The organism is Sphingobium chungbukense, assembly GCF_001005725.1.
Taxonomy (GTDB): Bacteria; Pseudomonadota; Alphaproteobacteria; order Sphingomonadales; family Sphingomonadaceae; genus Sphingobium; species Sphingobium chungbukense.
In genome coordinates, this window is sequence record NZ_LBIC01000007.1 from 343010 (window position 1) to 366292 (window position 23283).

Annotated in this window: 24 protein-coding genes and 1 riboswitch; of the genes, 14 read left to right on the forward strand and 10 right to left on the reverse strand. The window is 65.4% G+C overall.

Annotated features, from left to right (window positions below; translation table 11 throughout):
• Positions 1–12 precede the first annotated feature (12 nt).
• Complete coding sequence (locus YP76_RS16580; protein ID WP_046764699.1) at positions 13–540, reverse strand: GNAT family N-acetyltransferase; 528 nt, start codon at positions 538–540, stop codon at positions 13–15.
• 32 nt (positions 541–572) lie between these two features.
• Positions 573–1415 carry a metal-dependent hydrolase gene (locus YP76_RS16585; protein WP_046764700.1) on the reverse strand — a complete coding sequence of 281 codons (843 nt, stop codon included), beginning with the start codon at positions 1413–1415 and terminating at the stop codon, positions 573–575.
• An 87-nt stretch (positions 1416–1502) separates the two neighbouring features.
• On the opposite strand from YP76_RS16585, the gene YP76_RS16590 reads away from it, so the two are divergent.
• From YP76_RS16590 to YP76_RS16610, 5 genes are all read left to right on the forward strand, one after another.
• Complete coding sequence (locus YP76_RS16590; RefSeq protein ID WP_046764701.1) at positions 1503–2117, forward strand: TetR/AcrR family transcriptional regulator; 615 nt, start codon at positions 1503–1505, stop codon at positions 2115–2117.
• A 30-nt stretch (positions 2118–2147) separates the two neighbouring features.
• Positions 2148–3242: a GTPase ObgE gene (gene obgE, locus YP76_RS16595; protein ID WP_046764702.1), complete on the forward strand. Its 1095-nt coding sequence runs from the start codon at positions 2148–2150 to the stop codon at positions 3240–3242.
• 73 nt (positions 3243–3315) lie between these two features.
• Entirely contained in the window at positions 3316–4446 is a 1131-nt protein-coding gene (gene proB, locus YP76_RS16600; protein ID WP_046764703.1) for a glutamate 5-kinase, read from the forward strand.
• Positions 4447–4449: 3 nt separating this feature from the next.
• The gene (locus tag YP76_RS16605) at positions 4450–5367 is read left to right on the forward strand and encodes an NAD-dependent epimerase/dehydratase family protein (RefSeq protein ID WP_046764704.1); all 918 of its coding nucleotides are present in this window, start codon (positions 4450–4452) and stop codon (positions 5365–5367) included.
• A 126-nt stretch (positions 5368–5493) separates the two neighbouring features.
• Entirely contained in the window at positions 5494–6390 is an 897-nt protein-coding gene (locus YP76_RS16610; protein ID WP_100238684.1) for a DMT family transporter, read from the forward strand.
• Between the two features lie 3 nt (positions 6391–6393).
• On the opposite strand, the gene YP76_RS16615 is transcribed toward YP76_RS16610, so the two are convergent.
• The gene (locus tag YP76_RS16615) at positions 6394–6672 is read right to left on the reverse strand and encodes a chorismate mutase (RefSeq protein ID WP_046764706.1); all 279 of its coding nucleotides are present in this window, start codon (positions 6670–6672) and stop codon (positions 6394–6396) included.
• Between the two features lie 103 nt (positions 6673–6775).
• Between YP76_RS16615 and YP76_RS16620 the strand changes: the two genes are divergently transcribed.
• The 4 genes from YP76_RS16620 (at position 6776) to YP76_RS16635 (ending at position 11530) form a co-directional block, all read left to right on the forward strand.
• Entirely contained in the window at positions 6776–7804 is a 1029-nt protein-coding gene (locus YP76_RS16620) for a polyprenyl synthetase family protein (RefSeq protein ID WP_046764924.1), read from the forward strand.
• Positions 7805–7859: 55 nt separating this feature from the next.
• The gene (locus YP76_RS16625) at positions 7860–8639 is read left to right on the forward strand and encodes a TSUP family transporter (protein WP_046764707.1); all 780 of its coding nucleotides are present in this window, start codon (positions 7860–7862) and stop codon (positions 8637–8639) included.
• Between the two features lie 39 nt (positions 8640–8678).
• Positions 8679–11132 carry an ATP-dependent helicase HrpB gene (gene hrpB / locus YP76_RS16630; protein WP_046764708.1) on the forward strand — a complete coding sequence of 818 codons (2454 nt, stop codon included), beginning with the start codon at positions 8679–8681 and terminating at the stop codon, positions 11130–11132.
• 119 nt (positions 11133–11251) lie between these two features.
• A complete protein-coding gene (locus YP76_RS16635; protein WP_046764709.1) occupies positions 11252–11530 on the forward strand; it encodes an ETC complex I subunit in 279 nt (92 codons plus the stop codon).
• Positions 11531–11547: 17 nt separating this feature from the next.
• Here the strand turns inward: YP76_RS16635 and YP76_RS16640 are convergent, their stop codons facing one another.
• The gene (locus YP76_RS16640; protein ID WP_046764710.1) at positions 11548–12081 is read right to left on the reverse strand and encodes a Pycsar system effector family protein; all 534 of its coding nucleotides are present in this window, start codon (positions 12079–12081) and stop codon (positions 11548–11550) included.
• Positions 12082–12193: 112 nt separating this feature from the next.
• Here YP76_RS16640 and YP76_RS16645 point away from each other — a divergent pair, with 112 nt between their 5' ends.
• The 3 genes from YP76_RS16645 to YP76_RS16655 all read left to right on the forward strand — a co-directional run bounded on the left by YP76_RS16645 (position 12194) and on the right by YP76_RS16655 (position 15860).
• Positions 12194–12436 (forward strand): acyl carrier protein, encoded by a 243-nt coding sequence (locus YP76_RS16645; protein WP_046764711.1) that lies wholly within the window; start codon positions 12194–12196, stop codon positions 12434–12436.
• 92 nt (positions 12437–12528) lie between these two features.
• Positions 12529–13746, forward strand: a complete 1218-nt coding sequence (spt, locus tag YP76_RS16650) for a serine palmitoyltransferase (protein ID WP_046764712.1) — start codon at positions 12529–12531, stop codon at positions 13744–13746.
• A 122-nt stretch (positions 13747–13868) separates the two neighbouring features.
• Complete coding sequence (locus YP76_RS16655) at positions 13869–15860, forward strand: ATP-binding protein (protein WP_046764713.1); 1992 nt, start codon at positions 13869–13871, stop codon at positions 15858–15860.
• Here YP76_RS16655 and YP76_RS16660 read toward each other — a convergent pair.
• Entirely contained in the window at positions 15817–16698 is an 882-nt protein-coding gene (locus YP76_RS16660; RefSeq protein ID WP_046764714.1) for a hypothetical protein, read from the reverse strand. The genes YP76_RS16655 and YP76_RS16660 overlap by 44 nt on opposite strands.
• Before the next feature lie 488 nt (positions 16699–17186).
• Here YP76_RS16660 and YP76_RS27860 point away from each other — a divergent pair, with 488 nt between their 5' ends.
• A complete protein-coding gene (locus YP76_RS27860; RefSeq protein ID WP_198147518.1) occupies positions 17187–17477 on the forward strand; it encodes a hypothetical protein in 291 nt (96 codons plus the stop codon).
• Positions 17474–17785: a hypothetical protein gene (locus tag YP76_RS16670; RefSeq protein ID WP_046764716.1), complete on the forward strand. Its 312-nt coding sequence runs from the start codon at positions 17474–17476 to the stop codon at positions 17783–17785. Before YP76_RS27860 ends, YP76_RS16670 begins: the two co-directional genes overlap by 4 nt.
• A gap of 14 nt (positions 17786–17799) precedes the next feature.
• On the opposite strand, the gene YP76_RS16675 is transcribed toward YP76_RS16670, so the two are convergent.
• The 5 genes from YP76_RS16675 to gcvT all read right to left on the reverse strand — a co-directional run bounded on the left by YP76_RS16675 (position 17800) and on the right by gcvT (position 22996).
• Positions 17800–18441 (reverse strand): DUF938 domain-containing protein, encoded by a 642-nt coding sequence (locus YP76_RS16675; protein ID WP_046764717.1) that lies wholly within the window; start codon positions 18439–18441, stop codon positions 17800–17802.
• Positions 18438–20003 (reverse strand): aminomethyl-transferring glycine dehydrogenase subunit GcvPB, encoded by a 1566-nt coding sequence (gene gcvPB, locus YP76_RS16680; protein WP_046764718.1) that lies wholly within the window; start codon positions 20001–20003, stop codon positions 18438–18440. Before gcvPB ends, YP76_RS16675 begins: the two co-directional genes overlap by 4 nt.
• Entirely contained in the window at positions 20000–21358 is a 1359-nt protein-coding gene (gcvPA, locus tag YP76_RS16685) for an aminomethyl-transferring glycine dehydrogenase subunit GcvPA (RefSeq protein ID WP_046764925.1), read from the reverse strand. Before gcvPA ends, gcvPB begins: the two co-directional genes overlap by 4 nt.
• Positions 21359–21410: 52 nt before the next feature.
• Positions 21411–21782 (reverse strand): glycine cleavage system protein GcvH, encoded by a 372-nt coding sequence (gene gcvH / locus YP76_RS16690; protein ID WP_046764719.1) that lies wholly within the window; start codon positions 21780–21782, stop codon positions 21411–21413.
• Between the two features lie 62 nt (positions 21783–21844).
• Positions 21845–22996, reverse strand: a complete 1152-nt coding sequence (gcvT, locus tag YP76_RS16695; RefSeq protein ID WP_046764720.1) for a glycine cleavage system aminomethyltransferase GcvT — start codon at positions 22994–22996, stop codon at positions 21845–21847.
• 176 nt (positions 22997–23172) lie between these two features.
• A riboswitch (glycine riboswitch) is annotated at positions 23173–23272 on the reverse strand.
• Positions 23273–23283 lie beyond the last annotated feature (11 nt).

A 23283-nucleotide genomic window follows, 5' to 3' on the forward strand; every position in this document is an offset into this window, starting at 1 on the left:
GCGCCTCCCCGCTCAAATGCCTCTGGCGCGTTCGAACAGCCGGATCGGGTGCGTTCCCAGCACCCGCTCGGCCAGATATGTGAAGCCTAGCTTCCCCGCCACCGCGACGGACGAAGCGTTGTCCGGTTCGATGATGCAGCGGACAACAGGGCTGCCGAGATGATGATCCGCCCAATGCAGCACGGCCTGCATCGCCTCGACCGCAAAGCCCCCGCCCCATGCCGCCGGTGCGAGAACCCAGCCGGCCTCGGGCACTCCCTCCAACTCGGGAAGGCCGCGGGCGCTGCTCAACAAGCCCGCTTCACCGAGGAAGGCGCCGGTGGTCCGATGCTCCAGCGCCCACATGCCATAGCCCAGCAGCGACCACATGCCCGCATAGCGTAGCATGCGAAACCAGACGGCCTGTGCGTCCTGCACCTGGCCGCCGATATGACGGACAACGGCGGGATCTCCCCATAGCAGGCGGCAGGCAGGAAAATCCTCCACCCGATGCGGGCGCAGGATCAGACGATCCGTTTCAAGAACCGGGGCATCGGCCATGGCGAAGCTATGGCCCCGCGCTTATTGGCCGGTCAAGCCATCGAAGCTAGTCGTGCATCCGCATAATCGCTGTCGGCCTGGTCGATCAGCGCACGGTCGTCAACATTCCACGGGTGGAAACCAGGCAGGAAATAAGCCAGCCAGGGCAGCACCACCCGCCGCAATATCCCCGGCCGGACCAACGCATAGCGCAGCAGCCCACCCCAGGCGCGGACGCCGGTAATGCCGTCCTGCCGCAGCAATATCATCATCCCGCGCGCCCGATGGTGCACGAAATGGCGGGTGACGATCAGCATCATGAGCGATCTCAACCACCAGCGCCTGAACGGATGCCAGCCGCGCGTGGCATGGACCCAGGTGTCATGGGCGACGCCCTTATGCTCGATTTCCTCGACCGCATGCCAGCGCCAAAGCGCCGCCGCTTCGGGATCGGCACCCGCCAGATATTGCGGATCGCTCAGCAGTTCATGGGCCAGAAGGGCGGTGAAATGCTCCAGCGCCATGGTCGCGGCAAGGCTGACGATCGGGGTACGCTGCCTGGCGAGGTCCAGCACCTTGATCACGTCCGCTTCCAACAGGGTCACGTCGTAACCCTGATCGGTCACATGCCGGTTGAAGGCCAGATGCTCGCGGGTATGAACGACCTCCTGCCTGATGAAGGCCGCGATCTCCCCCGCCAGCCGATCGGGCACATCGTCGCGAAAGGCTCGCACGCTCTCGATAAAATAGGCTTCGCCACGCGGAAAGGTGACCGAGAGCGCGTTGAAGAAGGCGGTCGCCACCGGATCGCCGTTCAGCCAATGGCGCGCGACCGGCCCGCCGCGCGTGAAGCGGCGGTCGCGGGGAACGATGGCAAGATCGGCCGGTGTCGTCATCGCAGCGTCGTCATTTCGGACTCGTCATTGCAGGCTCTTCCTGCATCGTTTACTGACAGCGGGGTCAATAAAGAGTTACTTACATCAATGTCAATAAGGCGCACACGCCTCCGCCCGGATGAAAGTCGCCTCGTCGCGCTCGAAGCCGCGCGGCTGCTGCTGATCGAGGCGGGGCCGCAGGCGGTGACGCTGAAGGCCGTGGCGGCGCGGATCGAGCGGACCCATGCCAATCTGCTGCACCATTTCGGGTCGGCGGCGGGATTGCAGAAGGCGCTGGCCGCTCATCTGGGCGAAACGATCACGGCGACGATCGGGGACGCTGTGGATGCGGCGCGGCGCGGCGAGGTGGAACCGCGCCGGATCGTCGACATGACCTTCGACGCCTTCGACCGCGACGGAGCGGGGGCACTGGCAAGCTGGATGCTGGCATCGGGCAATGAGGATGCGCTCGATCCGGTGGTGGACGCGATCCACAGGCTGGTGGACAAGCTCGCCGCGACCGCGCTCTCCCCTCATTTGGGCGAGCTGATCCGGGAAAATACACTGATGCTGGTGTTGCTGGCGCTGGGCGATTCGCAGGTGGGTGGACCGATGGCGGCGGCGCTGGGATTGGCGCGCGAAAAGGCGCGGGACATCGCCACACAGCGGCTGGTTTCGGCGCTGGTGGAAGAAGCAGCGGCTTTTGCGGCGCACACGGTTTAATTCCACCGCATAAAGCGCTATGGGCGCGCGATGCATTTTCTGGATCAAGCGAAGATTTACATCAAGTCCGGCTGGGGCGGTCCCGGCGCGGTCAGTTTCCGGCGCGAAAAATATGTCGAATATGGCGGCCCGGACGGCGGCAATGGCGGCAAGGGCGGGGACATCATATTCGAGGCGGTGGCGGGGCTGAACACCCTGATCGACTTCCGCTACACCCAGCATTTCAAGGCGCAGCGCGGCATGCCCGGCATGGGCAAGAACCGCTATGGCGCAGGTGGCGAGGACCTCGTCATCAAGGTGCCGGTGGGCACGCAGATCCTGTCCGACCCCACGCCCATTGACGGGACCGAGGATGAGGACGGCGCCATGGAGTATGAGCAGGAACTGCTCGCCGACTTCACCGAGGTCGGGCAGCGCATGGTGTTCCTGCGCGGCGGCGACGGCGGGCGCGGCAACCTGTCCTACAAGACGAGCACCAACCGCGCCCCGCGCCAGCATGGCACGGGCTGGCCGGGGCAGGAAATGTGGGTGTGGCTGCGGCTGAAACTGCTGGCCGATGTCGGCTTGGTCGGCATGCCCAATGCGGGCAAGTCGACCCTCATCAACCAGGTCACGAACACCAAGGCGAAGGTCGGCGCTTATGCTTTCACCACCACCAAGCCGCAGCTTGGCGTGGTGCTGCATCGCGACCGGGAATTCGTGTTGGCGGATATTCCGGGCCTGATCGAGGGCGCGGCCGAGGGCGCAGGGATCGGCGACCGTTTCCTGGGGCATATCGAACGCTGCCGAGTGCTGCTGCATCTGATCGACGCGACCGGCGACGATCCGGTCGAACAGTTCCGCATCGTGCAGGACGAGCTGGCGGCCTATGGCGGCGGGCTGGACGAAAAACCGCAGATCGTGGCGCTCAACAAGGGCGACCTGCTGGGGCAGGAACTGATGGACGACATTGCCGGACAGCTTCGGGAAGAAGCTGGCGTGGAGGATGTGTTCATCATCTCCGGCGCGACGGGCGAGGGCGTACCGGCTTTGCTCGACGCGGTATTGCCGCTGCTCGACCAGCCCGTCGAAGATGAGGAGGATGAGGCGGGCGAGGAAGGCGGCGGGCCGTGGTCGCCGCTCTGAACCGGCACCCCAGACCCGCTTCGCCCGCCCCCTCCCCCAACCCCTCCCTGAACGGGAGGGGAGGACAAGCTCGATGACCCCTTCCCTCTCCGGTTTCCCGCCGTCTCAAATCCGCCGCCTGGTCATCAAGATCGGGTCTGCGCTGCTGGTCGACCCGCAGGGGCAGGTGCGTGAGGCCTGGCTGCGCACGCTGGTGGCCGACGTCGCGGCCCGCAAACAGGCGGGGCAGCAGATCATCATCGTATCTTCCGGCGCGATCGCTCTGGGCGCACGGCGATTGAAGCTGCCCAAGGGCGGACGCGGTTCGCTGGAGGACGCGCAGGCCGCCGCCGCGACGGGCCAGATCGCGCTGTCGCAATGCTGGGCCAGCCTGCTGCACGAAAAGGGCATCACCGCCGCGCAGATGCTGGTGACGCTGGACGATCTGGAGAACCGGCGGCGCTATCTCAACGCCTCCGCGACGCTGGAGCGGTTGATGGCGCTCGACGTCGTGCCGGTGGTGAATGAGAATGACAGCGTCGCCACGGCGGAGATCCGCTTCGGCGACAACGACCGGCTGGCGGCGCGTATCGGACAGGCGGCACGGGCTGACGCAGTTGTGCTGCTGTCGGACGTCGACGGGCTTTACAGCGCCAATCCACATGTCGATGCGGACGCCATGCTGATAGAGACAATCGAGCGCATCGACGCGCGCATTGCCGGGATGGCGGACGGCGGCTCCGCCTCCGGCATGGGATCGGGGGGCATGACCTCCAAGATCGAGGCGGCGCGCATCGCCACGGGGGCTGGCGCGCATCTGGCGATCATCTCCGGCAAAGTGGATTCGCCGCTGTCGCACTGGGCGAACGGTGGCAAAGGTTCGATCTTCCTCGCCGCGCAGGCCAAGGGCGCGCGCAAGGGCTGGCTCGCCGGGCGGCTGACCGTGCGCGGGCGCATTGTCGTCGATGCCGGGGCCGAGGCGGCATTGGGGCGCGGCAACAGCCTGCTGCCTGCTGGCGTGGCGCGGATCGAGGGGATTTTCGCGCGCGGCGATGTGGTCGACATATTGGCGGAAGACGGACGGGTGATCGCGCGCGGCCTGATCGAATATGACAGCGAGGAAGCGGCGCGGATCGCGGGCAAGCGCAGCGAGGATATCGCCGCCTTGCTGGGGCACCTCCCCCGTTCCGTGCTGGTCCATCGCGACCATATGGCGATGGTCTGATCCATGTCCCTGCGCATCGCCATGACGGGCGCGACGGGTTTCGTCGGCGCCGAGACATTGAATCAGGCCTTGGCGGCGGGACATCATGTCTCCGCCATCACCCGCCGGGCGCAACCGCCGCGCGCGCACCTCAAATGGGTGCCAGGCGCGCTGGAGGACCGGGCGGCACTCAACACGCTGGTGCGCGACGCCGATGTGGTGATCCATATCGCGGGCGTGGTGAACGCATCGGACCGCGAGGGGTTCGAGACCGGTAATGCGCGCGGCACCATGGCCGTGGTCGACGCCATGCGACAGCGTGGGGTCAAACGGCTGATCCATGTCTCCTCACTCTCGGCGCGGGAACCGGAGCTGTCGGACTATGGCTGGTCGAAGGAACTGGCCGAACGCCATGTGAAGGCCAGCGGGCTCGACTGGACCATCATCCGGCCGCCCGCCATTTACGGCCCAGGCGACCGGGAGATGCTGGAACTGTTCCGCATGGCCAGGCGCGGCATCATGCTGATGCCGCCGGGCGGACGGCTCTCGGTGATCGAGGTGAGCGATCTGGCGCGGCTGTTCCTGACGCTCGCGGTCGAGAAGGACATGAGGAGCCTGACCCATGTCTATGAGGTGGACGACGGTACGCCGAGCGGCTGGGATCATCTCGATTTCGCGCAGGCGATCGGGCGCGCGGTCGGGCGGCCGGTGCGGACCTTCGCAACGCCGGCCTGGGCACTGGGCATGGGCGCGCGGCTGGACCGGATCGTGCGCGGGAAGAAGGCCAAGCTGACCCTCGATCGGGTGAGCTATTTCTGCCATCCGGACTGGGTGGTGAAGAAGCGCAAGCAGCCGCCCAAGAAGCTGTGGGTGCCCAAGGTGCCGACCGAGGAAGGGCTGAAAGCCACGGCGGAGGCCTATCGCGCGAAGGGATGGTTGTAGGACTGACACCCGCCGCTTGGGATGGGTGACGGGCATGGCATATCCGCAAGCGGCGCACCGCGGCACATCCGCGCCAGACCTGCTCGAAACTCGACAGGCCGTTGCCGATAGGCCATGGGCGCGGGCATGATTGTCGCCCTGGCCTCCGCCCTCTTCGTTCTGATCTGGTCCACCGGCTTCATCGTCGCGCGTGCTCTGGTGCCGCATGCCGCGCCCGAGCTGATCCTGGCGATACGGCTGACCCTGACGACGCTGCTGCTCTTCGGCGCGGCAGTCTACGCACGACAGGCCTTGCCCCGTGGGCGGCGGTTGGGACTGCATCTGGCAGCGGGCGCGATGCTGCACGGTTTCTACCTGACGCTGAGCTGGTGGGCGGTGAACAATGGCATGCCCGCCGGGATCATGGCGCTGCTGGGCGCACTTCAGCCGCTGATGGTGGCGGTGGCGAGCGTCGCCTTTCTGGACGACCGGCTGCCGGGCCGCGCCTGGGGAGGCCTGGCGATCGCGATCATCGGCGTCGGCTGCGTACTGTTTCCGGCAATCGAGCGATCCGGCATCGGATCGATCACCATCTGGCCCGCGCTGGCCGGGATTGCCGCGGTGCTGGGCATGGCGGCAGGAACGCTGATCCAGCGCGGCGCGATTGCGGGCGATGGCATCGCGATTTCCGGCGCGGTGCAGAATGCGGGCGGCGCGCTGGTGGCGCTGACGGCGACATTGATCGTCGGCGATTATCGCTGGGACGGGAACCCCGTCCTTTGGATCGGCCTCGGTTGGGCCGTTCTGGGGCTGTCGGTCGCGGGACTATCGCTGCTGGTCTGGCTGGTGCGGCACCAGGGACCGACGCGCATGTCGATGCTGCTGCTGCTGGTCCCGCCACTCGCCGCCACGGAAGCCTGGCTGCTGTTCGGGGAGAGACTGGGGCCGGTCCAGCTTGTCGGCTTCGCACTGGCTCTGGGCGGGGTGATGCTGGGGCGGTCGACCCGGCCCTCACCCCATCAGGAAATTGCCGAACCGGCCTGACGCTCAGCCCTCGCGCAGACGCTCATGATGGCGGATCACCTCGTCGATGATGAAGCGCAGGAATTTCTCGGTGAAGTCAGGGTCCAGATTGGCGTCGGTGGCCAATTGACGCAGGCGCGCGATCTGCCGCTCCTCGCGCCCCGGATCGGCGGGCGGCAGGTCATGGGTCGCCTTATGCTCCCCCACGGCCTGGGTGATCTTGAACCGCTCGGCCAGCATGAAGACGAGCGCCGCGTCGATATTGTCGATACTCTCGCGATAGCGCTTCAAAGTCTCGTCCACTCTGGTCCTCCGGTCAATTCGCGCGCTTTTTGCCATTTCCGGGCATTCGCGCAAGCTATTCCCGCTTGCCTTTAGCATTTGGGCCCGCCACATGGCGCTTGTCATGACAGCATCCGCCACCGGCAATGTCCACCCCATCGGCCGCGCCAGCAGCGCGCCTTCGCTCACCCCCATGATGGCGCTGGTCGCCGAGGGGATGAACCAGGTGAATGCGGTCATTCTGGACCGGATGCAGTCGCGCATTCCGCTGATCCCCGAACTGGCCGGCCACCTGATCGCGGGCGGCGGCAAGCGGATGCGGCCGATGCTGACCCTCGCCTGCGCCGATCTGGTCGGCTATGCCGGGTCGCGCCACTACAAGCTGGCCGCCGCGGTCGAATTCATCCACACCGCCACGCTGCTGCATGACGATGTGGTCGACGGATCGGGGCTGCGCCGAGGCCGCAAGACCGCCAATATCATCTGGGGCAACAGCGCCAGCGTTCTCGTGGGCGATTTCCTCTTCTCCCGCTCCTTCGAGCTGATGGTCGAGGCGGAGTCGTTGAAGGTGCTGAAGATCCTTTCCAACGCCTCGGCCGTGATCGCGGAGGGCGAGGTCAACCAGCTCACCGCGCAGCGCAAGATCGATACCAGCGAGGAACAATATCTCGACATCATCGGCGCGAAGACGGCAGCCCTGTTCGCCGCCGCCTGCCGCATTTCCGCCGTGGTCGCCGACCGCAACGAGACGGAGGAGCAGGCGCTCGACGTCTACGGCCGCAACCTCGGCATCGCCTTCCAGCTCATCGACGACGCCATCGACTATGAATCGGACGGCGCGACCATGGGCAAGGACGCCGGCGACGATTTCCGCGATGGCAAGGTGACGCTGCCCGTGATCCTCGCCTATGCGCGGGGCTCGGAGGAGGATCGTGCCTTCTGGAAGGCCGCGATCGCAGGCAACCGGGTCAGCGACGAGGACCTCACCCATGCCACAGGCCTGCTGCGCAGGACGGGTGCGATCGCCGACACCCTCGCCCGCGCCCGCCACTATGGCCAGCGCGCGATCGATGCGCTGGGCATGTTCGACAATGGCAAGGCGAAAGCGGCGCTCACAGAAGCGGTCGAATTCGCCATTGCACGGGCCTATTGAGGGTTTTGCGGGCGGGATCGTTTGAAAAGGCAAAATCCGACTTGCCCTGCACCGCATGATCCCTTCCCCTGAAACCATCGCCTTCCTGATGGCCGCCGCGCTGATGGCGGGATGTATCGATGCGATGGCGGGCGGTGGCGGCTTGATCGCATTGCCTGCCCTGCTCGCCGCCGGTATTCCGCCCGTGCCCGCGGTCGCGACCAACAAGCTGCAATCCGCGCTCGGGACATTCGGCGCCTGCATCGCCTATGCGCGCGCCGGACATATGGACCTCAAGACCTATAAATGGCCGGTGGTCGCCGCCTTCAGCGGCTCGATCGGTGGCGCCTGGCTGTTGCAGCGGGTCGACCCTTCGATATTGGCGGGCCTGATGCCCGCATTGCTGATCGCACTCGCGGCCTATTTCACCTTTTCGCCCCGGATCAGTGAAATGGACCGGCACCAGCGTGTCGGTATCGTCGTCCTCAGCCTGCTGGTCGGCATCATCGGCTTTTACGACGGCTTTTTCGGACCAGGCGCGGGCGCCTTCTACACCACCATCTTCGTCGCGCTCGGCGGCCTCGGCCTCGTGCGCGCCACGGCGCAGACCAAGGCGGCGAATTTCGCCAGCAACCTCGCCGGACTGCTCACCATGATCGCGGGCGGGCATGTGATCTGGATCGTCGGCCTCGCGATGGCGGTGGGCAGCATCACCGGCGGGCAGATCGGATCGCGCCTCGCGATGCGCTTCGGCAGCCGGTTGATCCGTCCGCTGCTGATCATCCTGTCGCTGACGCTGACGGCCAAGATGCTGCTGGACCCCAAAAACCCGATTCACGCGTTGCTGTTCGGCTGATCCTTGCGCTCGGCCGGGAATGGCGCGAGAGGGACAGCAATGACCGCTCTGCCCATCCCTCTGCCGATCCACGCCGTACTGCCCGACCTTCTCGCCGCCTTGCGCGAAAGGAGCAATGCGGTGCTGGTCGCGCCGCCGGGCGCGGGCAAAACGACCGTCGTGGCCCCTGCCCTGCTGCACGAGCCCTGGTGCACGGGCCAGATCCTGTTGCTCTCCCCCCGGCGGCTGGCGGCGCGGGCAGCGGCGGAACGGATCGCCGAACTGATGGGCGAGGATGTCGGCGGCACGGTCGGCTATGCGACGCGGATGGACACAAAGGCATCCGGGGCCACAAGGCTGCTAGTACTGACGGAAGGCATTTTCGTCCGGCGGATTCAGGATGATCCCGAGCTTTCGGGCGTGTCCGCTGTCCTCTTCGACGAAGTGCATGAGCGCAGCCTGGACAGCGATTTCGGCTTGGCCCTGGCCCTTGATGCCCAAGGCGCGCTGCGGCCGGACCTGCGCATCATACCCATGTCGGCTACGCTGGACGGCGCGCGCTTTGCCGCACTGTTGGACGGCGCTCCGGTCGTGGAGAGCGAGGGCCGCATCCAGCCGCTGGAACTGCGCCATGTCGGGCGCGCGGCGGAAAAGCGGATCGAAGATGAGATGGCCGCGACCATCCGCCGGGCGCTGGGCGAGGAGGCCGAGGGCGATCTGCTCGCCTTTCTACCCGGCGTGGCGGAGATCGAGCGAACCGCCGAGCGACTGGAGGACGCGGCCGTGGAGGTGCACAAGCTGCACGGATCGCTCGACCCGGCGGCGCAGCGGGCGGCAATCCGGCCTTCGCGGGAGGGACGGCGGAAAGTCATCCTTGCCACTTCCATCGCGGAAACCAGCCTGACCATCGACGGCGTGCGGATCGTGGTCGACAGCGGGCTGGCCCGGCGGCCACGCTACGACCGGGCAGCGGGCGTGACCCGCCTGGTGACCGAGCGGGCGAGCCAGGCAGCGGCGACGCAGCGGGCAGGTCGTGCTGCGCGCCAGCGGCCTGGCGTCGCCTATCGCCTGTGGGGCGCGGCGGCAACGGCGGGGATGCCACCCTTCGACCCGCCGGAGATGTTGGAGAGCGATCTTTCCAGCCTGATCCTCGACTGCGCGCTCTGGGGGGTGAATGATCCGGCAGACCTGCGATGGCTGGACCCGCCACCGGCCGCTGCGGTGGCGGAGGCGCGCAAAAGACTGACGGTGCTGGAGGCGCTGGATGCGGACGGGCGGATCACCGCGCATGGCAGGGCGCTGGCGAGCCTGCCGCTGGAGCCGCGCATCGGCCATATGCTGGTGGGGGCCGGCGAAATGGGGTTGGCGCAAGCCGCGGCGGAAGTCGCCATGCTGCTGGGCGAGCGCGGCATTGGCGGGCAGGACACCGACCTGTCGCAACGGCGGATACGCTGGCGACGGGAAAGCGGGAAGCGTGCCGATGCAGCGCGGGGCCTAGCCAGACGGTGGTCGAGGCTGGTCAAGGCGGGTTCTCCTGCAACGGCCACCGACCATGCGACGGGGATTTGCCTCGCCATCGCCTTCCCCGATCGCCTGTCCAAGCGCCGTTCGGCCGATGGTGCGGACTGGGCCAGCGTCGGCGGGCGCGGTTTCCGGCTCGATCCGCTCAGCCCGCTGGCACGGGAGACATGGCTTGCGGTCGGGGAGGTCCAGGGCACCGCCGCCGGTGCCCGCATCCTGTCCGCCGCGCCGATCAGCGAGGCGGAGGTCGTCGCCCTGTTCGGCGCCCGCATCTCCGAGCACCGAACCGTCCGCTTCCGTGCCGCCAATGGCGGGATCGAGGCACTGCGCGAACGTCGCCTGGGTGCGGTAAGGCTCTCCTCCGGCTCCGACGACCGGCCCGATCCGGATGCGGTGGCGGCCGCCCTGACCGAAGGGATACGGCAGGGCGGACTGGACCTGCTCCCCTGGTCGGACGCGGCGCGATCACTCAGGATGCGCGCGGAATTCGCCGGGGTGACGGCCCTGTCCGACGCCGCGCTGATGGAGACGCTAGACGAATGGCTGCCGCCGCTGCTGCAAGGCAGGCGCCGCCTCTCCGACATCGACCGGTCACAGCTTTCCGGGGTGCTGGAAGGGCTGATCGGCTGGGACGGCAAGCAGCAGATCGACCGGCTCGCACCGCCCGATTTCCGTTCACCCGCCGGCAGTAGCCATGAAATCGACTATGCCGCCGAAGGCGGGCCGCGCGTCGAACTGCGTGTGCAGGCGCTGTTCGGCCTCAGCGAACATCCGGTGGTGGGAAGCCGGCGCATTCCGCTGGTCCTCTCCCTCACCTCGCCCGCCGGCCGCCCGATCCAGACAACGCGCGACCTGCCCGGCTTCTGGTCGGGGAGTTGGAGCGCGGTGGCCAAGGAGATGCGGGGGCGCTATCCGAGGCATCCCTGGCCCGACGATCCGGCGGCGGCCAGCGCCACTTTGCGCACGAAACGCGCCGAGAGGGATTTCAAGTAAAATAGACTATTTTGCGGCTCGGAAATCCCGGCGAACAAGGAATGCCAAGGGCAAGCCTTGACTTCCGCGCGCCCGCTGGTGCAACGCAGCACCAAATTCCCTCAGGAGTCTCTATCGCGATGAGCGCGCGCATCTATCAGATCCAGAAGAACGCCCTGCAATCCGGCAAGGCGCTGACCCATAAATGGGTGCTGGAATATGTGCCCGCAGAAGCGAAGCGACCCGATCCGCTGACCGGCTGGGCGGGTTCGGGCGACATGAAGCAGCAGATCAAGCTGACTTTCTCGTCGGAGGAGGCCGCGCGTGCCTATGCGGAGCGGGAGGGGATTGCGTACAGCGTGATCGCAACCGCGCCCAAGACGCTGAAGATTCAGGCCTACGCCGACAATTTCCGCTAACCGGCGGATTTCTAACGCTACCCCAGCGCCACATCCACGACCAGCGTCGCGAAGCTCGTCACCACGCCGGTCAGGAACAGCCGGTAGGCATAGCCCAGCCAGCGATATTTTCGCCGCTGGAGCACCTGCCCATTCTGATACATGTCGCGTAGCATCGCGCGGCAAAGCGCCTCGTCATCCGATACCAGCAGCATCATCCGATCGCTGAACTCCGTCTCGCTCAGGTTGGTAAAGACACCGAAGAACAGCAGATTGTCGTGCTCTCCCACGCCGCCGCGCGACGGGCCGACACGGGATGGACCGACACTGGGCAGAACCGCCAGGATCGCGCAGGTCGCGGCCAGGAACACCCCTACCGCCAGCACCGCCACCGGCCAGACCAGCGCCCCCGCCCGCAACTGCGCGACGCACAGGGTGAAGATCACCATCGACGCGCCGATCAACATATTCGCCTTCTGATCGGCCATCTGGCTGAGTTGCATATTGGTCTGCACCGCCGTGCGGAGCAGGTGGATCGCATTGGGCACCGGAGCGCTGATCGCCTCCATCATCTTTTCCCCTCCCCTTTTTCGCGACACTCATGCCCGATTGCCGCCTTATTCCCTTGCCAAAGAACGACGCTTGAGGGCAAAAGCCGCTCTTTCACGGAAAGCACCACGGATAATGACGGATCGCCAGCTAATTTTCGACAGCGTTTTGAGCCAGATCGACCCCTTCAACAAAAAGGGCGTGGAACTGACCGAGGCCACCACCTTCGCGGGCGATCTGGAGTGGGACAGCCTGACCGTGATGGATTTCGTCGCGGCGATCGAGGACGAATTCGACATCATCATCACCATGAACATGCAGGCAGAGATCGAAACGATCGGCCAGCTCGTGGATGCCGTGGCGAAGCTGAAGGGCTGAACCGCCCGTGCCGATCTCCGGCGCTGGCGACAGCGTCAACCTATTCGCGTAGCGTCCGGCCTTGCCCGGATGAACGGCTATTGGGACCATATATGACCAGCAATAACCGCGACCTTTTCTCCAAATTCGATTCCCTGATCGCCGAGCGCGAAGCGCTGCTGGCGACTGGTGTGCGCGATCCCTTCGCGATCGTGATGGATGAGGTGAAGTCCCCGACCCAGGCGGTCATCAAGGGCAAGGACACGATCCTGCTCGGCACCTATAATTATATGGGCATGACCTTCGATCCGGAGGTGGTCGCAGCAGGCAAGAAGGCACTGGACGATTTCGGCGCGGGCACCACCGGCAGCCGTGTGCTGAATGGCACCTATCAGGGCCATAAGGAAGTCGAGGAAGCGCTCAAGGATTTCTACGGTACATCAAGCGCCATGGTCTTCTCGACCGGCTATCAGGCCAATCTGGGCATGATCTCCACCTTGGCGGGCAAGGGCGACTATGTGGTTCTGGATGCAGACAGCCACGCCTCCATCTATGACGGCTGCTTCCTGGGCGACGCGGAGATCGTCCGCTTCCGCCACAATAGCGTGGAGGATCTGGACAAGCGCCTTGGCCGCCTGCCCGCCGACGCGCTGAAGCTGGTGGTGCTGGAGGGCGTCTATTCGATGCTGGGCGATGTCGCGCCGCTGCCGGATATGGTGGCCGCCGTGCGTAAGCATCCCAATTGCATGATCCTGGTCGACGAGGCCCATGGCATGGGCTTTTTCGGTCCCAATGGCCGGGGCGTCTATGAAGAGCAGGGCGTCGAAAAGGAGGTCGATTTCATCGTCGGGACCTTCTCCAAATCGGTCGGCACGGTGGGCGGCTTCTGCGTGTCCAACCACCCGAAGTTCGAGGTCCTGCGCCTTGTCTGCCGTCCTTATGTCTTCACCGCCTCGCTGCCGCCCAGCGTCGTCGCCACCGCTGCGACTTCGATCCGCAAACTGATGCATGCGGGAGAGAAGCGCGCCCATCTATGGAAGAACAGCCAGCGGCTGCACAAGGGCCTCACCGATCTCGGCTTCAAGCTGGGCACCGAAACGCCGCAATCCGCGATCATTGCCGTCATCCTGACCGACCAGGCCCAGGCAGTGGCGATGTGGCAGGCGCTGCTGGAACTCGGCCTCTACGTCAACATGGCGCGCCCCCCCGCAACGCCAGCGGGCACCTTCCTGCTGCGCTGCTCGCTCTGCGCGGAACACAGCGATGAGCAGGTCGAACAGATCATCACCATGTTCGAAGCGGCGGGGAAGGCGACAGGCGCGATCTGCTGATCGCGTCTTCAGCGCAGCAGCTCGGCCAGACGGTCGATTATCGCGACGGAAGCCCACGCGAAATCGGAACCTTTCACCTATGGCATTTCTCGCGTAAAGCTGTTCGTCTAGTGTAACTATCGATGGCGGACGGCTTTTTCATGGATGAGCAGGCTACCGGATGGCGAGCGGCGGCGCGCCGCTTTCTGCCGCTGGTGCTTGTGGTGTTGCTGATCGGGTCGCTGGGAACGTTGCTCTACAGCGCCAGCAATGCGTCGCGCGATCACCAGCAGGCGCTGGATGAGCAGCGCCGCAGCTATGAGATCATCGCCCTCGCCCGCGCATTCGAAGCGAAGACCGCGCGGGCCGAGGTGACGCTGGCCCGCTATGTCATCAGCCTCGACCCCGATACCGGGCGCCTGTTCCAGGACCAGTGGCGCACCGCCGCCAGCCAGCTCAAGGCGATGAGCTACGCCACGCGCGAGGCGGGTTGGCAGCGGCACAACGTCCAGGCCCTGCAGGTCGCCTTCGACCAGCGCGGCAAGACATTGAGCGAAATCGGGCTGCGCACCACCTACGACCAGAAGATGACGGCGCTGGCCAAATTCCACCAAGCGGGAAAATCGGAGGATCTGCGCCAGATCACCATGCTGCTCGACCGCGTGATCGAGGCGGAAAACGCCCGGTTGCAGGAACGCAGCCAAGCGGTTTCGCTGGCCGGCGACCGCACCGAATGGGTGGGCAAGACGTCGCAGCTGTTCGGGCTGGTGCTGCTGGTCTGCGTGCTGTTCGCCCTTTGGCTGGCCAATGCCGCCTATTCGGAACGGCGCAACGCCCGGCGGCAGGCGGACACGGAGGGCGAGCGCGCCGACAGGATGGAAGCGGCGGTGGCGGCGCGGACGGTGGAACTGTCGGACGCCTATGAACGGCTCAAGAAGGAAACCGCAGAGCGCGCTGCGGCCGAGGAAAATCTGCGCCAGATGCAGAAGATGGATGCTGTCGGCCAACTTACCGGGGGCATCGCGCATGACTTCAACAATATGCTGGCGGTCGTCGTCGGCGGGCTGGAACTGGCCAAGCGCAAGCTGCGCCTGAAACCGCAGGAGGCGAGCCGTCATCTCGACAATGCGATGGAGGGCGCCAATCGCGCCGCCGCGCTGACCCGCCGCCTGTTGGCCTTCGCCCGCTCCGAACCGCTGCTGCCCAGCGCGGTCGATCCCGATGGGCTGGTGTCGGGCATCAGCGAACTGATCGACCGATCGATCGGCGACCAGATCACCATGGCCTTCGACAATCAGGCGAAGGGATGGCGCATCTTCGTCGACCAGCATCAGATGGAAAATGCGATCCTTAACCTCTGCGTCAATGCCCGCGACGCGATGGAAGGGCGCGGCCAGCTGGTAATCCGGACCGGCCAGGCGCATCTCGCAGCGAACGAGATCGGTGAGTGCGTTGGGGGCGACTATGTAACGCTCACCGTCAGCGACAATGGCTGCGGCATGACACCGGACGTGCTGTCACGGGTGTTTGAGCCTTTCTTCACGACCAAGCCGGTCGGCAAGGGCACTGGTCTTGGCCTCAGCCAGATTTTCGGCTTCGTCCATCAGTGCGAGGGCGAGATCCGGATCGAGTCGGAGGTCGGCAAGGGCACCAGCGTCCACATCTACCTGCCCCGCCATATCAGCGCGGAGGGCGAGGAACCGGCCGGTGCCCATGCGCCGGAGCGGGAGCCCGTGCTACAACCGCCGACGCGCATATTGGTGGTGGAAGACGATCCCCGCGTGCTCAACCAGACCATAGCGGCGCTGGCGGAACTGGGACATCTGCCCGTCGCCTGCGACCATCCGTCAAAGGCGGCCAAGCTGCTGACGAGCCACAGGGACATTGGCCTCATCATGAGCGACGTGCTGATGCCCGACATGACCGGGCCGGAAATGATCCGCACGCTGCCCGCCGCCTATGCCCATGTGCCGGTGCTGTTCGTGACCGGATATGCGGGCGACACCACCGGAAGCGCTGATTTCGCGGGACATGAGGTGCTGCGCAAGCCCTACACGCTGATGGGCCTTTCCCATGCGCTGTCCCATGCACTCAGCGGATCGCACCACCCCGGAACAGCCGCGGCAGCAGAGTGAGCGCACCGAGCAGCGGCCAGCGCCGCTGCCAGGGCCTGATCTCGATCTGCGTACCGGCGTGGCGGTTGATCTTCCACGCCAGATAATCGATGCCGCCCGCATAGGTGAAGCTCGCCTTGGCGAGACGAATGACCGACAACCACTTGCCGCGCCGTTGCAAGCGGCGCCAGCGGCTGGCAGCTTCCTCCGGTATGGGTGATGGCGGCAGGCCCTGCGCCAGCGCCGCCTGTCCGAAACGGCGATAACGGTCCGGATCGGCCTCGACGATGGAGAGCGAACGCCCCTTCCTTTCCGCGCGCAATTCGGCGCCGTAGGTCAGCGTGAAACCCGTCTTCCAGAGCGTCAGAGCATCCTGCGCATGCGCGAGAGGCCGGGCGAGCGACAGCAAGGTCGGCGCCGCGTTGGCAACGGCGCCGATCGCGCGCTGGCGCGCGAGGTCGTCCGCCGCCCAGAGCAGTCGCGCCGGTTGAGCGAAACGCGCCCAGACCGACACATTGTCGGCAGCAGGGCCGTTGAGCCGCGCAAAATCCGCCTCCGACAGAACCGCATATTTGGCGATCAGACCGTTATGCTCGAAGGGGAAGACATTGGGCGGGATCAGCCGGTTGGCGGCCGCCAGCCAGCGCTTGCCATAGGCGGCGCGATAGTCCGACACGATCAGATAGAAATCCAGCATCAGGCCATCGAGATTCTTTTCCCGCAGACAGGAGCCGTAGAACAGCACCGCGCGCGAGGCGTCGGGATATTGGGCGGCCAGCGCCCCCGCCATCGCCGCGGCGCGCGGATCGGCCGGTGCGCAAAGTTCGGCGGTGACGAGGGAGATGAGTTGGTTCGGCATGACCGGAGGACCTAGACCATTTCCGTTCCGCGGGAAATCCGCGTCCAATCGTGATCTTAGCCGCTTATTAGGAGACGATGGATAAGCTGCACGCCCATGATGCGAAAGATTTTCGGCCGCAAATCACCCGGCACTCCGCCTCTATCTCCACCGGATCGGGAGCGTATCGACCTTTCAATGAAAGACATGGCGCAATATTGCACGGCCATGGCGCGCCGACGCGGATATCCTGAGGATTCGCTGGACATGATCGCGGGTCGTGTCTCCTTCCTCGAACAGCGCGGTCTGCCTGGTTTTGCCGCCTTCGCAAAGGAAATGCTATCGTACTCGAACGAGGCCCTGTCCGAGCGGGCCAGCGCCCGCCGGAAAAACGGATCGATGGGCGCTCCTGCCCCTTTGTCACCGGCATTACGATCGCCAATGAGATCGACGGCTATCTGGCACTGCCCCAGGACAAGGTTGCGATCCTGCCAGCTCCCAGCCATCCTGTGCTGTTGCTCCCCAAGCTGGCACAACTTGCCGGACCACGCGGCGTTATCATCGCTGCTCAATGGTATTTGGCCGGTGATAATGTCGCGGCGACCCTGGTAGATGGCCATCGAATCGCGCATTTTGGGCCGGTCGATCCGCTGTTCCAGAGCGATGAGATCGGCCTCAGCCGCTTTGCCGAGGAGACGACCCCACTCCCTGCTACGCTGCGTGCCGCGTATATCGACCAAGTCGACATTCCCGCCAGGGTGCTACGCAGGGTGATGCACTATATCGAGACCGGCCAATGACGATCTATAATCAAACAGCCGCCGTTCTAGCTAAGGATGACCGCATTCCACTCCTTTATCAGCAGGCTTCACCTGGCGATCGGTCTATCCTGCCGATGATGCTGGACCGCGAAGACAGTGTCGGCAGCACCAGCGCGGACAGCCCCAATGATCGCCTCTGGTCCTGCTTTGCCGAGCACGGATGGATGGAACCGAGCCAAGGCGGCGCTCCCCTGCCGGGCAGCCGGGGCTTCCGCCTGACAGAAGCGGGGCGCCGGGCATTGCCCGTCCTCCTTGCCCTACTGCACAAGGACAGCGCACTAGGTTGAGCAGGTTCGGCGTGTCAGGTCCGACGGAATAGCAGTGACAAATTATTCGCAGGCATTTCGACCAGCCCGTCGAAGGCGAGGTCTTGTACCTGTGCAGCCGCGATCACATCCTCAATCGCGCGGATGCCCCAGCGCGGATCGCGAGCTCTGAGCGAAGCATCGAAGGCCAAATTACTCCGCGCGGTTTCGACGTCCGCCTGGAGATAAGGACCGTAGAGGTAGAGCAAACCGCCCGGCGGCAGCACTCTGCCCGCGCCCCTCAACAAGCCGAGCGTCGCTGTCCAGGGGCTGATGTGGACCATGTTGATGCACAGGATCGCGTCGGCCCTGTCCATCGGCCAATCGGCCTCCGCATCGAGTCTGATCGGCGACCGGACATTGGCTAGGCCGGCTTCGGCACGCCATGCCTCGATGGAGGCCAGTGCCGCCGGATCGGGATCGCTCGGCTGCCAGTCGAGCGCATGCAGCGCGGCAGCGAAATGGATCGCATGTTCGCCGCTGCCGCTCGCTACCTCCAGCACGAGTCCGGAGGGCGGCAGCGCCTCCCGTAACACGGCAAGAATGGCATCACGATTGCGCAGCGTCGCGGGAGCGAAACGCTTATTCCCGCCAACGGGGCCGGAACCGGGTTCCCACGGTTCCGGCCGGTCCGTCATTCGGCGGCCTGCGCCAGTGCCGGTTCGGTCCAGGTCAGGACCGGCTTGCGCGCGGCAAGCGTCTCGTCCAGGCGGCGGCGTGGGGCGAAATAGGGAGCGCCCTTGAGCGCTTCATCCCCCGCCTTGGCACGTTCGGCGAGGTTCCGCAGCGCCATGATGAACTGGTCGAGCGCGGCCTTGCTTTCCGTTTCGGTCGGTTCGACCAGCATCGCTCCATGGACGACCAGCGGGAAATACATGGTCATCGGGTGGAAGCCTTCGTCGATCAGCCCCTTGGCGATGTCGAGCGTGGTGAAGCCCTCGGCGAGCCCCTTGTCGCTGAACAGCGCCTCATGCATGCACGGACCGCTGCCGCCGAACGGCGCGTCGAGCACATCGTCCAGGCTGCGCAGGATGTAATTGGCGTTCAGCACCGCGTCGCTCGCGACCTGACGCAGACCGTCCGCACCGTGGCTAAGGATATAGGTCAGCGCGCGGGTGAACATTCCCATCTGACCGTGGAAGGCGACCATGCGACCGAAGGTCTGGCCGTGATGCTCCTCCGCCGTTTCCTCCTCGACCAGCACGAAGGCGTCGCCCCGGCGTTCGACGAAGGGCAGAGGCGCGAAGGGAGCGAGCGCTTCGGACAGCACCACCGGCCCCGAACCGGGACCACCGCCGCCATGGGGCGTCGAGAAGGTCTTGTGCAGGTTGATGTGCATCGCGTCGACGCCCAGGTCGCCGGGACGGACCCGCCCGACGATGGCGTTGAAGTTCGCACCGTCGCAATAGACGAAGGCCCCGGCGGCATGCACCGCGTCGGAGATCGTCTTCATGTCGCGCTCGAACAGGCCGCAGGTGTTGGGGTTGGTGATCATCACCGCCGCCACATCAGCGCCAAGGCGGGCCTTGAGCGCTTCGAGGTCAACCCGGCCATCCGGGGTCGCCGGAATATCCTCCACCTTGTAACCACAGAAGGCGGCGGTGGCCGGGTTGGTGCCATGGGCGCTCTCCGGGACGAGGATGACACTACGGGCGTCGCCGCGCGCTTCCAGCGCGGCGCGGATCGCCAGCAGGCCGCACAGCTCGCCATGCGCGCCCGCCTTGGGGCTCATCGCGACCGAATGCATGCCGGTCAGCGTCACCAGCCATTGCGCCAGTTCATGGATCACCGCCAGCGCGCCCTGCACCGTCGATTGCGGCGCAAGCGGGTGAAGGTCCGCGAAGCCGGGCATCCGCGCCACCTTCTCGTTCAGGCGCGGATTATGCTTCATCGTGCAGGAGCCGAGCGGAAACAGCCCCAGGTCGATGGCGTAATTCTGGCGGCTGAGGCGGGTATAATGGCGCACCGTCTCCTGCTCCGACAGGCCGGGCAGGCCGATGGCATCGGTGCGGACAAGGTTGCCAAGGCGGCTGGCGACCTTCGGCGCTTCCGCGAAATCGACGCCGGTGGTGGCGGTCGAGCCGATCTCGAAGATCAGGGCTTCCTCCAGCATCAGCGCGCGGTTGCCCGTGGCGGTGGCCGTGCCGGCTTCAGCTACAGCTTGCGGCGCGGTGGGGCGGCCTTCCTTCAGCATGGTCATGCCAGTTCCTCCTCAAGCGCCTTGGCAAAGGCCTCGATGTCCTCGCTCGTCACGGTTTCGGTGACGGCGACGACCAGACCGTGGCCGATCTCCGGCGCGTCCGGGAACAGACGGCCCAGCGATACGCCGCCCAGCACGCCCTTGTCGGCAAGGTTGCGCACAACGTCGCGGGCGTCCTTCGACAGCACCAGCGTGAATTCGTTGAAGAAGCTGTCGTTGAGCAACTTCACGCCCGGAACCTGCGCCAGACGGTCGGCGGCCTGACAGGCAAGCGCATGGTTGAGGCCCGCCAGTTCGCGCAGCCCCTTCTCACCCAGCAACGTCATGTGGATGCTGAACGCCAGCGCGCAGAGGCCGGAATTGGTGCATATGTTCGACGTCGCCTTTTCGCGGCGGATATGCTGCTCGCGGGTCGAGAGCGTCAGGACGAAGCCCCGCTTGCCCGCGGCGTCCACCGTTTCACCGCAAAGCCGCCCCGGCATCTGGCGGACATATTTCTGCTTGCAGCCGAAGAGGCCGAGATAAGGGCCACCGAACTGGAGGCCGACGCCGATCGACTGGCCTTCGCCGACAACGATGTCCGCGCCCATATGGCCCGGCGCCTTGATCGCGCCCAAGGCGACAGGCTCCGTCACCACGGCGACCAGCAGCGCGCCTGCCGCATGGGCGGCCTCGGCCAGCGGCGTCAGGTCGTCGATGCGGCCGAGAATGTCGGGATATTGGACGACGACACAGCTCGTATCCTGGTCGATCCCCGCGATCAGCGCGTCGATATCGGTCGCCGCGTCCAGCGTCGGCGCCTGATGCACCAGTGCGTCGCCGGTGAATTTCGCCATGGTGTTGGCGACCGAGACATAATGGGGATGCAGGCCCGACGACAGGATCGCCTTGCCCCGCCTGGTGATGCGGCGGGCCATGCCGATCGCTTCCCAGCAGGCGGTCGAACCGTCATACATGGACGCGTTGGCCACGTCGCAGCCCAGCAGTCGCGCGACCTGGGTCTGGAATTCAAACAGCACCTGCAACGTGCCCTGCGCGATTTCCGGCTGATAAGGCGTATAGGCGGTCAGAAACTCGCCGCGCTGGATCAGGTGATCGACGCTGGCGGGCACATGATGCCGATAGGCGCCTGCGCCGAGGAAGAAGGGCGCCTCCCCCGCCGACAGATTTTTCCGCGCCAGCGCCGCCATATGGCGCTCGACCGCCAGCTCGCTGACATGATCGGGCAGGCCAGCAATTTTGTCAGAAAGCCGGGCCTCAGCGGGAACATCCACGAACAGGTCGTCGATGGAGGTCGCGCCGATGACGGACAGCATCTCCTGCCGGTCGGTGTCGGTAAGGGGTAGGTAGCGCATGATATTTTCCTGCGGCGCCATCCCCGGACGACCGGAGATGGCGGTGATCAAATCAAAGCGAAGCCACGAACTTCTTGTAGGCGGCTTCGTTCATCAGGCCTTCCAGTTCGCTCGCATCGGCGATGCGCAGCTTGAAGAACCAGCCATCTTCCTCAGCGTCGCTGTTCACCAGCGCGGGTTCGTCCTCCAGCGCGCTGTTGGTTTCGACGACTTCGCCCGAGATCGGCGCGTAGACGTCCGAAGCGGCCTTGACCGACTCGACGACGGCGGCGTCGTCGCCCTTTTCGAAGCTGGTGCCCTCGGCGGGCAGTTCGACGAACACGATGTCGCCCAACTGCTCCTGCGCATAGTCGGTGATGCCGACGGTGGCGATTTCGCCCTCGACATCGATCCATTCATGTTCGTCGGTGAAATAACGGCTCATGGTTGTTCTCCCCTCGGAGTGATTTGCTTGAAAATCACGACCAACAAAAAACAAAAGAAAAATTACGCCTTGCGGCGGTAACGGTGCGGCACGAACGGCATCGGCGCAACGGTGGCAGCGATGCGTTTGCCGCGTACCTCGATCTCCAGCGCCTCATCCAGCCCGGCATGCGGCAGGCTGACCCAGCCCATGGCGATCGGCGCGCCCACGGTCGGCGCGAAACCGCCCGAAGTGACCTCGCCCACCAGCACATCGCCGGCATAGATGGCCGCGCCTTCGCGGGCCGGCAAACGCCCTTCGATCTTCAGGCCCACGCGCCTGGAACCCGGCCCGTCTGCCAGTTCCTTCATCACGCGGGCATGGCCGATGAAACCGCCTTCCTCGCGGCGGCGCTTCTGGATCGCGAAGCCAAGGTCGGCGCCGATGGTGCTGACGGCGGGCGTCAGATCATGGCCGTAAAGCGGCAGGCCTGCCTCCAGACGCAACGAGTCCCGCGCGCCAAGGCCGATGGGCTTCACCTGCGGCAATGCGCAGAGCGCGTCCGCCAGCAACACCACATCTCCAGCCGGAACGCTGATTTCAAAGCCGTCCTCGCCGGTATAGCCTGAACGGCTGATCCACAACGGCACGCCGCGCCAGACGAACGGGCCGGACTGCATGAAGACAAGGGCGGCGGTTTCGGGAATAAGCGTCGCCAAAGCCTCGCCCGCCTCAGGCCCCTGGAGCGCAAGCAATGCTTGCTCGTCCATATGATTCATCACGACTTCGTCGGGCAGATGCTCGATCATCCAGCCGATATCGTCATATTTCGTCGCGCCGTTGACGACCATGTAGATGTCCGCGCCGTCAAAGGCATCGCCGCCAATACGCGAGACCATCAGGTCGTCGAGAATGCCGCCCTCTTCGTCCAGCAGCATCGAATAGCGCTGGCGGAAAGGCTTCAGCCCCTTGATATCGCTCGGCAGCAGATGCTCCAGCGCCTCGTCCACGCCTTCGCCGGAGAAGGTGAGCTGCCCCATATGGCTGACGTCGAACAGCCCGGCATGTTCACGGGTCCAGCCATGCTCGGCCATGATGCCTTCATATTGAATCGGCATATGATAGCCCGCAAAGCCGACCATCCGCGCGCCTTTCGCCCGATGCCAGGCGTCGAGCGGCAGGTCCTGCAACGGCAATTCTTCTTCGATATGGGCGATGTCGTCATTGCCTGACATGGGGTGGCCTTTCCGTGCGGGTTACTGGCGACACACGCCTGAGTCCGGAATCGGACTCGCCGCGTCTGCCACCCCCTCTGTCACGGAACCTGAGAGCTTTGACCACCGGCCAATCGACCGGATGGCTTACCCCTTCGGTGGGACGGCGATCAAACCGTCCGCTTTCCAGAGTGCCTGCCCATGATGCGGTCCTTTGGCCTGAGAGATTCCGGGGCGGTTGCTCCTTCGGCGACGGGGTGGCCTGAAAGGCTTCCCATGCTCTCCCGCATCAAGTCCGGAGTCGAATC

What these genes read in the sequence shown, in the direction of transcription:
- YP76_RS16605 (WP_046764704.1), top strand. Translation starts at nt 4,450, where the DNA reads ATGTCCCTGCGCATCGCCATGACGGGCGCGACGGGTTTCGTCGGCGCC.
- proB (WP_046764703.1), top strand. Translation starts at nt 3,316, where the DNA reads ATGACCCCTTCCCTCTCCGGTTTCCCGCCGTCTCAAATCCGCCGCCTG.
- YP76_RS16645 (WP_046764711.1), top strand. Translation starts at nt 12,194, where the DNA reads ATGACGGATCGCCAGCTAATTTTCGACAGCGTTTTGAGCCAGATCGAC.
- gcvT (WP_046764720.1), bottom strand. Translation starts at nt 22,996, where the DNA reads ATGTCAGGCAATGACGACATCGCCCATATCGAAGAAGAATTGCCGTTG.
- YP76_RS16670 (WP_046764716.1), top strand. Translation starts at nt 17,474, where the DNA reads ATGACGATCTATAATCAAACAGCCGCCGTTCTAGCTAAGGATGACCGC.
- YP76_RS16640 (WP_046764710.1), bottom strand. Translation starts at nt 12,081, where the DNA reads ATGATGGAGGCGATCAGCGCTCCGGTGCCCAATGCGATCCACCTGCTC.
- YP76_RS16580 (WP_046764699.1), bottom strand. Translation starts at nt 540, where the DNA reads ATGGCCGATGCCCCGGTTCTTGAAACGGATCGTCTGATCCTGCGCCCG.
- gcvH (WP_046764719.1), bottom strand. Translation starts at nt 21,782, where the DNA reads ATGAGCCGTTATTTCACCGACGAACATGAATGGATCGATGTCGAGGGC.
- YP76_RS16660 (WP_046764714.1), bottom strand. Translation starts at nt 16,698, where the DNA reads ATGCCGAACCAACTCATCTCCCTCGTCACCGCCGAACTTTGCGCACCG.
- obgE (WP_046764702.1), top strand. Translation starts at nt 2,148, where the DNA reads ATGCATTTTCTGGATCAAGCGAAGATTTACATCAAGTCCGGCTGGGGC.
- hrpB (WP_046764708.1), top strand. Translation starts at nt 8,679, where the DNA reads ATGACCGCTCTGCCCATCCCTCTGCCGATCCACGCCGTACTGCCCGAC.
- gcvPA (WP_046764925.1), bottom strand. Translation starts at nt 21,358, where the DNA reads ATGCGCTACCTACCCCTTACCGACACCGACCGGCAGGAGATGCTGTCC.
- YP76_RS16610 (WP_100238684.1), top strand. Translation starts at nt 5,494, where the DNA reads ATGATTGTCGCCCTGGCCTCCGCCCTCTTCGTTCTGATCTGGTCCACC.
- gcvPB (WP_046764718.1), bottom strand. Translation starts at nt 20,003, where the DNA reads ATGACCATGCTGAAGGAAGGCCGCCCCACCGCGCCGCAAGCTGTAGCT.
- YP76_RS16585 (WP_046764700.1), bottom strand. Translation starts at nt 1,415, where the DNA reads ATGACGACACCGGCCGATCTTGCCATCGTTCCCCGCGACCGCCGCTTC.
- YP76_RS16635 (WP_046764709.1), top strand. Translation starts at nt 11,252, where the DNA reads ATGAGCGCGCGCATCTATCAGATCCAGAAGAACGCCCTGCAATCCGGC.
- YP76_RS16590 (WP_046764701.1), top strand. Translation starts at nt 1,503, where the DNA reads ATGTCAATAAGGCGCACACGCCTCCGCCCGGATGAAAGTCGCCTCGTC.
- spt (WP_046764712.1), top strand. Translation starts at nt 12,529, where the DNA reads ATGACCAGCAATAACCGCGACCTTTTCTCCAAATTCGATTCCCTGATC.
- YP76_RS16620 (WP_046764924.1), top strand. Translation starts at nt 6,776, where the DNA reads ATGACAGCATCCGCCACCGGCAATGTCCACCCCATCGGCCGCGCCAGC.
- YP76_RS16675 (WP_046764717.1), bottom strand. Translation starts at nt 18,441, where the DNA reads ATGACGGACCGGCCGGAACCGTGGGAACCCGGTTCCGGCCCCGTTGGC.
- YP76_RS16625 (WP_046764707.1), top strand. Translation starts at nt 7,860, where the DNA reads ATGATCCCTTCCCCTGAAACCATCGCCTTCCTGATGGCCGCCGCGCTG.
- YP76_RS16655 (WP_046764713.1), top strand. Translation starts at nt 13,869, where the DNA reads ATGGCGGACGGCTTTTTCATGGATGAGCAGGCTACCGGATGGCGAGCG.